Genomic DNA, 13,138 nt, shown 5'->3' on the forward strand with positions numbered 1-13,138 from the left:
TGGGTCTGGCGAACGGGTGGCCAAGGTCCACTGTGCGACCTTGTCGCCGGGTCGCGACCGGTCCCGTCGGCGCATCCGCGACTTCCGAAAACCTCAATGGCCGCGTCGCGGCAGCCGCGGGGGAATCCGCTACTCCTTGATCACCGGCAGCATGCCGGTGATCTCCTCGGCGTCGCCGGGGACCGGGTCGGGCAGGATCGGGCGGATCCGGCGCTGGATCGCCCGGGTGACCTCCTCCTGCGACTCCTGCGCGTCCAGCACCAGGTAGCGGTTGGGGTCGCGGTCGGCCAGGTCGCGGAAGCTCTGGCGCACCCGCGCGTGGAACTCGGCCGGCTCCGACTCCAGGCGGTCGGCCGGGCGGCCGTGCCGGGCCAGGCCCTGGTCGGCGGGCAGGTCGAGCAGCACCGTCAGGTCCGGAACCAGCTCATTGGTGGCCCAGGAGTTGATCCCGGCGATGTCGGACTCGGCCAGCGCGCGGCCGGCGCCCTGGTAGGCGAGCGTGGAGTCGACGTAGCGGTCGCTGATGACGATCGCGCCGCGCTCCAGCGCCGGGCGGATCACCGCGTTCACGTGCTCGGCGCGGTCGGCGGCGTACAGCAGCGCCTCGGTCCGCGGGGACATGCCCGTGTTCTCCTTGTCCAGCAGCAGCGCGCGCAGCCGCATGCCGACCTTGGTCGCGCCGGGCTCGCGCGTGGTCACGACGTCGAAGCCCTCCTCCCGCAGCCAGATCGCGAGCTGGCGCACCTGGGTGGACTTGCCGGCGCCCTCGCCGCCCTCCAGCACGATGAAGGTGCCGCCCGGCTTCTCGACCTCGGTCGTGCGCGCCAGGGGCACGCCGCGGATCGACGCCATGAGCTCGGCGAACAGCGACACCTCGTGCTCGTCGTTCATCTGCCGGTAGGAGACGAAGGCGACCAGCACGGCCAGCAGCGCGGCGATGAGCAGGACGCCCGCTGAGCCGGAGAAGTCGTAGGTGAGGTCGCCCACCCGGAGCCGGTAGGAGCCGATCAGCCCGGCGAGCACCGGGGCGACCGCGACCGATCCCATGAGCACGAGTCGCGCCGAGGCGTGCAGGAACGCGAACGTGCGGCCCCGGACGTCGTCCTCGACCTCGCGGCCGAGCGCGGTCAGGCCGATCACCCAGGCGATGCCGGCGCCCACGCCCATCACCGTGGTCAGCACGGCGGCCAGCACCATGTTGGGGATCAGGCCGACGAACAGCAGCGCGGCGCCGGCCAGCCCGATGCCCAGGCCGAACAGCCGGCGGCGGTTGAAGTCGCGCAGGATCCGCGGCCCGGCGAACACGCCGATCGCCATGCCGCTGAAGACCGCGCCGAACAGCACGCCGAACCCGGCGTTGCCGGCGCCCAGCGTCTCCACGAACAGCCGGGCGACGCCGATGACCGCACCGCCGGCCGCGAACGCGCCGAGCATGCCGAGGAGCAGACCGCGCACGAGCGGGGTCGTTCCGGCGAAGCGCCAGCCCTCCCAGATCGCGCGCGGCATCGACGGCCGGGAGATGCGCTCGCGCGGCTGATCGGGGATCGGCAGCCCCCAGACGACGACCGCCGCGACCAGGAAGGTGACGCCGTTGATGTAGAGCGCGAGGTCGGCCTCCGGCACCCGCATCGACGGGAACAGGCCGCCCAGCACCGAGCTGAGCGCGGCCAGCAGCGCGAACAGGCCGGCCGCGACCGGGGCCGACCCGTAGGCGGTGAGCAGGCCGAGCTGGTTGGCCTGCTCCAGCTTCTTCTTCGGCACCAGGTTGGGCACCGTGGCGTCCTTCGCGGGCGCCCAGAACATCGCGATGCACTCGGCCAGGAAGTTGGCGATGAGCAGCCAGTCGAGCCGGCCCACGATGGGGATCGAGACGTAGAGCAGACCGCGCAGGACGTCGCCGACGACCATGGTGAGGCGGCGGTCGACGCGGTCGGCCACCGCACCCGCGATCGGGCCGAGCAGCAGCGACGGCAGCAGCTTGAGGACCACCACGCCGCTGACCGCGAAGTACTGCACCAGGCCGCCGCTGTCCTGGGTGAGGATCGCGGCCAGCGACATCAGGGCGAGCAGGCTGAGCCAGTCGCCGAGGCTGGACAGCGACAGCGAGATCCACAGCCGGCGGAACGGCTTGATCGCCAGAACGGTACGCGCCTCGCCCGGCGCCGCGAGTGATCCAGATCTGCTCATGGCGGAAAGCGTATCGACGGTTCGGCCCTTAACCATGCTTTCGGACGGACTCCTATAGATCACGGTATGTGCACAACATCGCTCTCCTGCGCATTCGCCAGCATAGCGGTAAACGTGATCCATACCACAGACAGTGGGCCGGAGCGCTGTCCGGCGGACGCAGCCGTGCCCCCCGACACGACGAAGGCGGACTCCCCTGACGTGCGGAAAGTGCGCCTGACATGAGGAAGGCGCGCCCGGATCGGCGGTGCGGGGCGCGGTACCGGCCCGGGTGCGCGGCCTCAGCTCTTCTTGGCCGTGGACTTCCTGGTCGCGGTCTTCTTGGCCGTGCTCTTCTTGGTGGCCTTCTTCGCCGGGGCCTTGGCCCGGCGCTCGGCGAGCAGCTCGGCGGCGCGCTCAACGGTGATCGACTCCACCTCGTCGCCCTTGCGCAGGGAGGCGTTGGTCTCGCCGTCGGTGACGTAGGGGCCGAACCGGCCGTCCTTGATCACCATGGGCTTGTCGGTCCCCGGCTCGTTGCCCAGCTCGCGCAGCGGCGGCGCGGCGGCGGCCCGGCGGCCCCGCTGCTTGGGCTTGGCGAAGAGCTCCTCGGCCTCCTCGATGGTGACCGTGAACATCTGCTCCTCGGTCTCCAGCGAACGGCTGTCGGTGCCCTTCCTCAGGTACGGGCCGAACCGGCCGTTCTGCGCCGTGACCTGGTCGCCGTCGATCTCGCCGACCACGCGCGGCAGCGACAGCAGCCGCAGCGCGTCCTCCAGGGTCACCGTGTCCAGCGACATCGACTTCAGCAGCGACGCGGTGCGCGGCTTGGCCGCGGCCTTCTTCGACTTGGCCTTGGTCTTGGCCTCGCCGTCGGCCTCGGGCTCCTCCAGGACCTCGGTCACGAAGGGGCCGAACCGGCCGGTCTTGGCGATGACGGTGCGGCCCGTCTCCGGGTCGACGCCGAGGTCGCGGTCGCCGCTGGGCTGGGCGAAGAGCTCCTCGGCCCGCTCCTTGGTGAGCTCGTCGGGCGCGAGGTCCTCCGGCACGTTGACCCGCTGGCCTTCGCGCTCCATGTAGGGGCCGTAGCGGCCGACCCGCAGCATGATGTCGGTGCCGGGCAGCGGGAAGGAGCTGACCTCCTTGGGGTCGATGTCGCCGAGCTGGTCTCCGACCAGTTCCTTCAGGCCCGTCTCCTCGTTGCCGCCGAAGTAGAAGCGGCGCAGCCACGGCACCCGCTCGGCGTCGCCGCGTGCGATGTCGTCGAGGACCTCCTCCATGCGCGCGGTGAAGTCGTAGTCGACCAGGTTCCCGAAGTGCCGCTCCAGGAGCTGCACCACGGCGAACGCCAGGAAGGACGGCACCAGCGCCGAGCCCTTCTTGAACACGTAGCCGCGGTCCAGGATGGTGCCGATGATCGAGGCGTAGGTGGAGGGGCGGCCGATCTCGCGGTCCTCCAGCTCCTTGACCAGCGTGGCCTCGGTGTAGCGCGCCGGCGGGCGGGTGCTGTGCCCCTCGGCCTCGATGCTCTCGGCCTTGAGCGCGTCGCCCTCGTCGACCGGCGGCAGCCGCCGCTCGCGGTCGTCGAGCTCGGCCTCGGGGTCGTCGGAGCCCTCCACGTAGGCCTTGAGGAAGCCGTGGAAGGTGATGATCTTGCCGCCGGCGGTGAACTCGACCTGCTCGCCCGTGCTGGAGACGCCGGCCACCTTCACGGTCACCGACTCGCCCACGGCGTCCTTCATCTGCGACGCGACGGTGCGCTTCCAGATCAGCTCGTAGAGCCGGAACTCCGCACCGGTCAGGCCGGTCTCGGCCGGGGTGCGGAAGGAGTCGCCGGCCGGGCGGATCGCCTCGTGGGCCTCCTGGGCGTTCTTGACCTTGCTGGCGTAGACGCGCGGCTTGGCCGGGACGTAGGAGGTGCCGTACAGCCGCGTGGCCTGGTCGCGGGCCGCGGTGATGGCGCTCTCGGACAGCGTGATGCTGTCGGTGCGCATGTAGGTGATGAAGCCGTTCTCGTAGAGCCGCTGCGCGACCTGCATGGTCTGCTTGGCCGACAGGCCGAGCTTGCGCGAGGCCTCCTGCTGCAGCGTCGTGGTGCGGAACGGCGCGTAGGGCGCGCGCTTGTAGGGCTTGCGCTCCACCGAGCGCACGGCGAAGTCGGCGCCGACGAGGCGTTCGGCCAGCCCGCGGGCCGCGTCCTCGTCCAGGTGCAGCACGCCCTGGGCCGAGCGCAGCCGGCCCTCGGAGGTGAAGTCGCGGCCCTGGGCCACCTTGGCGCCGTCGACGGAGACCAGGCTCGCGGCGAAGGAGGAGGGGTCGTCGCCGGCGGTGTGGCCGACGGCGTCGAAGACCGCCTTGAGGTCCCAGTACTCGGCCGCGGTGAACGCGATGCGCTCGCGCTCGCGCTCCACGACCAGGCGCGTGGCCACCGACTGGACCCGGCCCGCCGACAGTTTCGGCATGACCTTCTTCCACAGCACCGGGGAGACCTCGTAGCCGTAGAGGCGGTCGAGGATGCGGCGGGTCTCCTGGGCGTCGACGAGGCGCAGGTTGAGGTCGCGGGTGTTCTCCGCCGCGTGCCGGATCGCGTCCTTGGTGATCTCGTTGAACACCATGCGCCTGACCGGGATCTTCGGCTTGAGCTCCTCGTGCAGGTGCCAGGCGATGGCCTCGCCCTCGCGGTCCTCATCGGTGGCGAGGTAGAGCTCGTCGGCCTCGGACATGAGGTCCTTGAGCTTCTTGACGTGGGACCTCTTGTCGGAGTTGACGACGTAGATGGGTTCGAACTCGTGCTCGACGTTCACGCCCAGGCGCGCCCACGGCTCGCCCTTGTAGCGGGCCGGGATCTCCGCGGCCTTGGTGGGAAGGTCGCGGATGTGGCCGATGCTGGACTCCACGACGTAGCCCCGGCCCAGATAGCCGGCGATCGTCTTCGCCTTGGCGGGCGACTCGACGATGACGAGGCGACTGCCTCCGCCGCCTCCGGTGTCGTTCGAGCCGTTCCTGCCGGCGCTGCCCTTCTTGGGTGGCACGCTCTTCCCCTACGTCTAGCCTTGCGTCGTCTGTGCGGTCGCTTTTCGCACGCGGGCTGTTCGGTCCCCAGCCACTGACGGTAACCGAAGGCCCCGGGCTTCGCTTCCCGGATCGCTCCGGTCGGCCGGGGGTGGCCGCGCGACCAGAGATGCTCTCTTGACGGCAATACGGCGATCACCCGTGTGAGTGAACGCTATGGCACAACACCCATCGGCAGTCGCAGAATAAGTGCAATGCTTGAGTATGAGTACCAGGAACTCCGCTTTCCACGTGGCAGCTCGCGCAGCGCCGCGCGGCAGGCCCTGACCGAGCGCGCCGAGTACGGCCGGTGGGAGCTCGCACGGGTGCGCGTGTATCCCGACGGCAGCCGACGCGTGGTTCTGCGTCGCAGGATCATCCGACAAATTCGTACCATGTGAATTCACTCACAGCTTGGGCGGAGCCCTTCCCGGCCGCGGAGCGCTCCGCGGTCGGGTCCCCTCAAAGACAAGCGGCGGGTCCTCCCGGAAATTCCAGGAGGACCCGCCGTGTTCGCGTACGTCTTCTCGCGTCGCGGTCGTCACGTCCGCGTTCCCGCCGGTCCACCGCGTCGGACAAGGACGGGAGGGTTGGACCGCCCGCTTCTTCGCCACCGATCCACCGCGTTCGAAAAGGCGGCGAAGGGCCGGGCCGACGACCGCACGTCCGCCGGCCGCGCGGCGCGCGGGCCGGAGTCCACCCGGCCACGCGGCGCGCGGGTCTCCTAGGAGGAGGCGGGGCGCCCTAGGAGGAGGCCGTCACGGCCCCGGTCCTCGCTACAGCCCCGTCGGCACGCCGTCCAGCAGGCCGTCGGTGGGCAGTCCGTCGGTGGGCAGGGTGAGCTGCGGCATGCCGGACAGCTCCTGGGGCGCCTCCTGCCGCATGGCCTCGCGCGCCGCGCCGACCGCGTCGGTGTCGGCGTTCTGCGCGCTCACCGGCAGCTCGACGGGGGCCTCGGTCAGGTCGCCGCCCAACTGAGCGGTCTCGGGCGCCTGGGCGAGCTGGTGGTCGCGGTGGCCCTTGTGGCCCTTGTGCCCGCTCTGGTCGATGACGGCCGCGCCGACGTCCTCGCAGAAGGCGCCCGCGTTGCCGACGACCGACACCGCGTTGCCGCAGACGTTGACCGGGACCTCGGCGTCGACCACGGCCTGGTTGCCGCTGCCGACCGACCCCTCGCCCGAGGTCTCGATGTCGCCGCCGTTTTGGTGCCGCGCCGGGCCCGCCATGGCGTCGCGGCTCTCAGAGCGGAGCGGCTCGGTGCTCCCGGCCAGCTCGGCGGTCCGGGACAGCGAGACGTTCTCGGAGGACCCGGTCGCGCCCTCGATCTCGGCGGGGGCGAGCTGGTGGTCGCGGTGGCCCTTGTGGCCCTTGTGCCCGCTCTGGTCGATGACGGCCGCGCCGACGTCCTCGCAGAAGGCGCCCGCGTTGCCGATGACCGACACCGCGTTGCCGCAGACGTTGACCGGGACCTCGAGGTCGGCCACGGCCTGGTTGCCGCTCAGCACCGACCCCTCACCCGAGGTCTCGATGTCGTCGCCGCCGGCCCTGTCGTGGACGACCGCGCCGACGTCCTGGCAGAAGGCGCCCGCGTTGCCGATGACCGCCACGGCGTTGCCGCAGACGTTGACCGGCACGTCGGCGTTGGCGACGAGCTGGTTGCCGCTGCCGACCGAGCCGTCGCCGGAGGTGACGGGGTGGCTGTCGGCGAGGGAGACGCCGGTGCCCATGGCGATGAAGCCGGCCGTGATGAGCGCGGTCCTGGCCGAGGTGCGAACCCACTTGCGCATTTGGGGTCTTCCTTTCGAACGGATGAAATGAAATGGAATCGGTTGTCGGCGAACGCGGTCGTTCCTGGCTGGAGCGCTGTCGCGGTCCGTGGTCCTCCGGTGTGCCGTGCCTGGCGGGCATGGGGTGACCGGATGACCGGGTGAAAGTGGGTGTGCGGCGCCTTGACGTGGAGTGGATACGCGATGGACGGCGTGGTGCACACCCGTTTGTCCAGCTCCGCCCTGGCGGGGCGGTGACCAGCGTGAATCCCGCGGCGTTCGATGCGGCGGCGCGGGACTCACGCCGGCCCCCGGTCGGCCGACCGGGGAGCCACGATCCGCTATTCGGACGGCACCGAGCTCCGGCGGCGGCTCAGGAAGAGCACGCCGGCGCCGGCGCTGACGGCGGCGACGGCCATGCCGACCAGTGCCATGAGGTTGGAGCCGGTCACCGGAAGCTGCTGCTCCTGGGCGGAGGGACCGGTCGGGGCGGCCATGTCGTCGTCCCCGGCTTCCGGGGCCCCGGGACCTTCGAACTCATCGTCGGACTCCTCCGGCTTCTCGTCGTCCCCGGGCCCCTCCGGCTCATCCGGCCCCTCGGGGTAATCCGGGTAACCGGGGTTCTCGGGCTCGTCCTCATCCGGCTTCTCCGGCTTCTCCGGCTCATCGGCGACCGCTCCGCTGTCCTCGCAATAGGCGCCCGGATTCCCGACCACCGACACCGCATTGCCGCAGACGTTCACCGGAACATCGACATCGGCCACCACCTGATTACCGCTACCGACCGAACCGTCACCACCGGTGGAAACACCGAGACCGGGGTCCGTGACAGCGGCCCCGCCGTCCTCGCAATAGGCGCCCGAATTCCCGACCACCGACACCGCATTGCCGCAGACGTTCACCGGAACATCGACATCGGCCACCACCTGATTACCGCTACCGACCGAACCGTCACCACCGGTGGAAACACCGAGACCGGGGTCCGTGACAGCGGCCCCGCTGTCCTCGCAATAGGCGCCCGAATTCCCGACCACCGACACCGCATTGCCGCAGACGTTCACCGGAACATCGACATCGGCCACCACCTGATTACCGCTGCCCACCGAACCGTCACCGCTGGTGGTGACGTCGGCGTAGGCCATCGGTGAGGCGGTGAAGAAGCCGGCGGCGACAAGAGCGGCAAATGCCGTTTTGTAGGTTTTCGCAGCCATGGGAGTCCCCCTGTTGAAGAAAGGTTGCTGAGTGCGGGATCGACATGCCCGGGCCCCGAAGGGGTCGCTGACGGGCGCGGGGCGGGCCGAAAACCGCGGTGAGCGAGAGCCTGGAAGTCAGCGGGGCCCTGGACGGGCGCGTCCGCACGGCTCAGGTGCGCGGGGTCCGGCCGCCTGAGATACCTGGACTAGTCAGGAGAGAAGGAGGGGTCGTCGGCGGCGTCGCGCACGACGAGAGTGGGGTCGCCCGGCAGCGCGACGCGCTTGACCAGCAGGTGCAGCGAATCGGCGCGGTGCGCCAGGAAACCCGCGGCCGCCGGGCCGGGGACCGGCGACGAGGAGGGGGAGACGGTGCCGGCGGAGTCGGATCCGCCGCGCCACGGGGCGTCACCGGATCCGGAGTCGTCGGCCGGCTCGTCGGCGCGCTCAGTGGAGAGCGCGCCGTAGGCGTCGGCGGGGCTCCGGGAAGCGGTGCCGGCTTCGGCCGGCTCTTCGCCACTGTCCTCGGACTCCGAGGACTCCGGGGGCGCGTCGTCGCGTCGCGGAGCCGCATCGTCGGAGTCATCGGAGCCGACGGGACCCGGACCGCCGGTCCGCGTCCCGTCGCCGGGGTCGGCGCCGCCCAAGGCGTCCAGGCCGGTCTCCGTCAGGCCGGTCAGGGGACCCGATCCGGAGTCGTCCCGGATCGCTTCCTTCAGGCCGTCCCGGAGCTCCCCGGTCGGCCGGGAGATCCGCTGCGAGACGCTCTCGGTCAGCGTGGCGTCCTCGGTACCGAGGGAGCGATCGACGTAGGAGCCGATCTCGCGGCCGGTCCTGGCCGTGCCGGAGACGACGTCCCCGGTCTCCCCCGCCGTCTCCCGGACCGCGCCCGCGGCCGTGCGCCGCAGGGTCGCGTCGGATCCGTCGGAGTCCGGCAGCGCGGAGCCGGGGAGGGCCCGCAGTGATGCGCGTGCGTCCCCGGCGGCGTTGTCGGCGCTGTCGGCGCTGTCGGTCGCGCCGTCCCTCTCCTGCGCGGCTCCGATCCCGTCCTCGGCGGCGTCGCGCACCTGCGACACCGCGGCGGGGGACTCGAAGGGGAGCTCGTCGGCCAGGGCCGATCCGGCTCCGCCCAGCAGCCATCCCGCGGCGGCCAGGCCGCCCACGGCCAGAAGGCGGCGGAGCGCGGGGGTCGCGGTGCGGCGAACCGCGCGGAGGGGAGCACCCCGCCGCTGCCGGTTCGTGAACACCATGGACGACCCCTCTACCCCTCGTGTGCGTGGCCCTTACTGGTTCCCGTGTGGTTTCCGCGCAGGAAGAAGCGCGGATCATCACGGAGAGCCATTGCCTCTCGACTGAAAGTAACCGTAGCACTACGGAGAGGTATGCGCGCAACCCGAATACCGAAACGCACCGGAATTCATTCCGCGCTGCGCGCGATTGCGACGTGAATTCGGTTAAGGGTGCCGAATTCGAGCATTGCGCCCGAATTCGCCGCCGCCCTCCCGTTTCACCCGGGCGGAATCCGCCGGTCAGCTCAGATCGAGGAAGCGGTCCAGGACCCGGACGCCGAACCGCAGTCCGTCCACCGGGACCCGCTCGTCCACCCCGTGGAACATCCCGGAGAAGTTGAGCTCCGGCGGCAGCTTCAGCGGGGCGAACCCGTAGTTCCTGATGCCGAGCCGCTGGAAGCTCTTGGCGTCGGTGCCGCCCGACATGCAGTACGGGACCGCCTTGGCCCCGGGGTCCTCGGCGCGCAGCGACTCGGCCATGGCGTCGACCAGCCCGCCCTCGAACTCCGTCTCGACCGCCGGCAGGTGGTGGATGAACTCACGGGTGACCTTCGGCCCGATGAGCCGGTCGACCTCGGCGAAGAACTCCTCCTCCATACCGGGCAGGAAGCGCCCGTCCACCTGGGCCGTCGCCGCGCCCGGGATGACGTTGGCCTTGTAGCCGCCGCCGAGGACGGTCGGGTTGACGGAGTTGCGCAGGGTCGCGCCGATCATGCTCGCGATCGGGCCGAGCCGGGCGATGGTCGCCTCGACGTCGTCCTCGTCGAACGGGATCCCGAACGCCTCGCACACCTCTTCGAGGAAGCCGCGGACCGTCTTGGTGAGCCGGAGCGGGAACTCGTGCCGCCCCAGCCGGGCGACGGCGTCGGCCAGTTCGGTGATGGCGTTGTCGTCGTTGACCATCGATCCGTGGCCGGCGGTCCCGCGGGCGGTCAACCGCATCCACGCGATCCCCTTCTCCGCGGTCTCGATGAGGTACATCCTGCGGTCCTCGCCGACGGTGAAGCTGAACCCGCCCACCTCGCTGATCGCCTCGGTGCAGTCGGCGAACAGGTCGGGGTGCCGGTCCACCAGCCACTGCGCGCCCCACGACCCGCCGGCCTCCTCGTCGGCGAGGAACGCCAGCACGATGTCGCGCGGCGGGGTGCGCCCCTCGCGCAGCCGCTGGCGCAGCACGGCGAGGACCATGGCGTCCATGTCCTTCATGTCGATGGCGCCGCGCCCCCACACGCACCCGTCGGCGATCTCGCCGGCGAAGGGATGGCGGGTCCAGTCGGCGGCGTCGGCGGGGACGACGTCCAGGTGCCCGTGGATCAGCAGCGGCGGCCGGCTCGGGTCGGCCCCGGCGATGCGCGCGACCACGCTGCTGCGCCCGGGGTGCGATTCGTAGATCCGCGACTCCACGCCGACCTCGTCCAGCTTCTCCGCCACGTACTCGGCCGCGGCCCGCTCCCCCGGCCCGGAGTGGTCCCCGTAGTTGGAGGTGTCGATTCCGATGAGCTCCCGGCACAGGTCCACGACCTCGACCTCACCCGCGCTCAACCCCTCGTGCTCGTCCGCCATGGCTCTCGTTTCCTCTCCGCTCTCGGTTCCTGCTCCCCATGGTCCAGGCTCCCGCAAAACGATGTACGGCCAACCCCAGACGTTTGCTATCGTTGACCGTGTTCGACGCCGAGGGCGTCAGACGACCCTGTCCGGGTGGCGGAATAGGTAGACGCGCTAGCTTGAGGTGCTAGTGCCCGTTAAGGGCATGGGGGTTCAAGTCCCCCCTCGGACACGAACCCTTTCCCCATGGGATTGGTTGATCGTGTGGTGCGGGTCGAGATTGATCTCGGCCCGCACAGTGCTTTCCACCGGCTGATAGCGCAGCCGAAGGCCGAGGCCTTTGTAGACCTCGGCCTTGTCTGCCGGGTCAGCGTGGTGCAGGACGTCGGCAAGGTTGCCGAGCGCGTCAACGATCGTCATGATCTCGTCCTTGCTCATCCGCCGAGTGGGCCGATCAGCCTGGTCCAGTTTGATCTGGGCGCCGGAGCGCTGGGCTTGGGTCTCCTTCATCCACCCGGTGACCAGCGCCGCATCGGCGCCGGCCTCCAGCGCGGCACGATGCTGGGCGAGCTTGCGATCGCACTCGGCGATCGTCTCCCGCAGCCGCGTGATCTCCCGCATGTGGCCGGAATCCTCCTCCGCTTGGGCGTTGACGAGTTCATCGAGGGTCGCTGAGAGCCTGCCTGGGGCGAACTCCGCGGCGATCCAGGCGTCGATGGGCGCCACCACGTCGCGTTCACGCAGAAACACGTTGCGGGGGTGGTGGGTCTTGTTGGCCAACGCGTACTCCTCGGGAAACCGGCACCGGTAGTAGGGCTCACCGTTGGACCACTGGCCCTGCATCCGCCGGTCGCACAGGCAGCATTCGACCGATCCCCGGAACTGGTAGGGATGACGGGTACGCCGCACCGCATACTGCCCTCCCGGAGTGCGCCCACGTGAGTCCAGCAGTGTCTGAACCTGGTCGAACTCTTCCCGGGTGATCAGCGGCTGGTGGACGGACCGGTCCGACCACACCCATTCGTCATCGCTGTTCCAGCGCAGCTTGGTCTGGTGGCCGAGCTGGATGTCGTTGACATCGAGCAGCACTTCGTCCTTGCGCTGCTTGGCCCACACCTGGTGGCCGGTGTAGCGGGGATTCATCAGAATCGCACGCACCGCTCCCTTGGCCCAAGCGATCCCGCTGCGGTGCCGGTTGCGCTTACGGTCATAGGCCGAGGGCGAGGGGATACCGTCGCGGGTCAGCCCTTCGGCGATGGCGAAGATGCCCAGCCCGGACAGGAACTCGGCGGAGATGCGGCGAACGACCCATTCGGTCTGCGGATCGGGCACCAGCCGGTGCAGCCGCTTGCCGTCAGCGGCCTTGGACGGGTTGGGGTGCGGGCCGGCGTCGGCGAGCATGTAGCCATAGGGCGGGCGCCCACCGAGGAAGCGACCTTCCAGTTTCGCCATGGCGGCCATGGCGGTGCGCACCCGGGTCTTGATCCGGGTGCGCTCGCCCTTGGAGATCCCGCCGTACATCGACATGATCAGCTCGTGGGCCTCGTTGGCGGGATCGATCGCCCCACCGATCTCGGGCACCCACAATTGGACGCCGTAGTGCTCGAACATCGGAAAGGTCATCGCGAACTGGTTGCCGTAGAACGCACGCTGCGGCTCGCCCACCACCACAGCGTCAAACCCGCGATTCGGATCCGACAGCAGTCCCAGCAGCCGACCGGCCTCCGGGCGCCGCTGCGGAGGCACCGAGCGCGAGTGGTCGATGTCGAAGAACTCCGCCACGATCCGCCCGTCCTTGGGCGCGATCAGCGTTTCAGCACGCATGTGCTGCCAGTGGCGTGAGGACTCCGGATCCTGCTGGTCTTCGGTTGACACCCGCCCCAAGAACGCGAAATCCACAGGATCTTTCTTCGGACCTCTGATGGTGTGACCGGGGCTTCGGGTCATCAGTCATCTCCATCTTCGATCGAGTGAGGTGTGTGCTGTTCTGGTGCGGATCGCTGTGCATACGCCTTGCGAATGATCCGCAGCAACGCTCGAGCCGCCTCCGGAGTCAGCGGGGGCGGCTCGTCAGGGACCACGACGCGGACTTTCTCCTGATCGGCATCGTGGTCCCTGCCGGGCCCTGCAG

Annotated in this window: 8 protein-coding genes and 1 tRNA gene; 2 read left to right on the forward strand and 7 right to left on the reverse strand. The window is 70.2% G+C overall.

The features are described 5' to 3' along the window. Nucleotides 1–129: 129 nt before the first annotated feature. Together tmk and topA are read right to left on the reverse strand one after the other, a co-directional pair. Nucleotides 130–2,187, reverse strand: coding sequence for a dTMP kinase (gene tmk / locus HDA32_RS25300; protein ID WP_179645550.1), 2,058 nt, complete (start codon nt 2,185–2,187; stop codon nt 130–132). 281 nt (nt 2,188–2,468) lie between these two features. Beyond that, nucleotides 2,469–5,198: a type I DNA topoisomerase gene (gene topA / locus HDA32_RS25305; protein ID WP_179645551.1), complete on the reverse strand. Its 2,730-nt coding sequence runs from the start codon at nt 5,196–5,198 to the stop codon at nt 2,469–2,471. 234 nt (nt 5,199–5,432) lie between these two features. On the opposite strand from topA, the gene HDA32_RS25310 reads away from it, so the two are divergent. Continuing rightward, on the forward strand, nt 5,433–5,618 hold the full coding sequence (locus HDA32_RS25310) for a DUF5703 family protein (protein WP_179645552.1): 186 nt from the start codon (nt 5,433–5,435) through the stop codon (nt 5,616–5,618). 375 nt (nt 5,619–5,993) lie between these two features. On the opposite strand, the gene HDA32_RS25315 is transcribed toward HDA32_RS25310, so the two are convergent. From HDA32_RS25315 to HDA32_RS25330, 4 genes are all read right to left on the reverse strand, one after another. Further along, the gene (locus tag HDA32_RS25315) at nt 5,994–7,004 is read right to left on the reverse strand and encodes a chaplin family protein (protein ID WP_179645553.1); all 1,011 of its coding nucleotides are present in this window, start codon (nt 7,002–7,004) and stop codon (nt 5,994–5,996) included. Nucleotides 7,005–7,324: 320 nt separating this feature from the next. Beyond that, nucleotides 7,325–8,194: a chaplin family protein gene (locus tag HDA32_RS25320; protein ID WP_179645554.1), complete on the reverse strand. Its 870-nt coding sequence runs from the start codon at nt 8,192–8,194 to the stop codon at nt 7,325–7,327. A gap of 188 nt (nt 8,195–8,382) precedes the next feature. Beyond that, nucleotides 8,383–9,423, reverse strand: a complete 1,041-nt coding sequence (locus tag HDA32_RS25325; RefSeq protein WP_179645555.1) for a hypothetical protein — start codon at nt 9,421–9,423, stop codon at nt 8,383–8,385. A 279-nt stretch (nt 9,424–9,702) separates the two neighbouring features. Continuing rightward, complete coding sequence (locus HDA32_RS25330; RefSeq protein ID WP_179645556.1) at nt 9,703–11,025, reverse strand: M20/M25/M40 family metallo-hydrolase; 1,323 nt, start codon at nt 11,023–11,025, stop codon at nt 9,703–9,705. Nucleotides 11,026–11,154: 129 nt separating this feature from the next. Between HDA32_RS25330 and HDA32_RS25335 the strand changes: the two genes are divergently transcribed. After that, nucleotides 11,155–11,239, forward strand: a tRNA-Leu gene (locus HDA32_RS25335). Here the strand turns inward: HDA32_RS25335 and HDA32_RS25340 are convergent. Continuing rightward, the gene (locus tag HDA32_RS25340) at nt 11,221–12,954 is read right to left on the reverse strand and encodes a recombinase family protein (protein ID WP_179645557.1); all 1,734 of its coding nucleotides are present in this window, start codon (nt 12,952–12,954) and stop codon (nt 11,221–11,223) included. The two genes, HDA32_RS25335 and HDA32_RS25340, sit on opposite strands and share 19 nt — an antisense overlap. Nucleotides 12,955–13,138: the final 184 nt, after the last annotated feature.

Origin of the sequence: Spinactinospora alkalitolerans, from assembly GCF_013408795.1 — a bacterium.
Taxonomy (GTDB): Bacteria; Actinomycetota; Actinomycetes; order Streptosporangiales; family Streptosporangiaceae; genus Spinactinospora; species Spinactinospora alkalitolerans.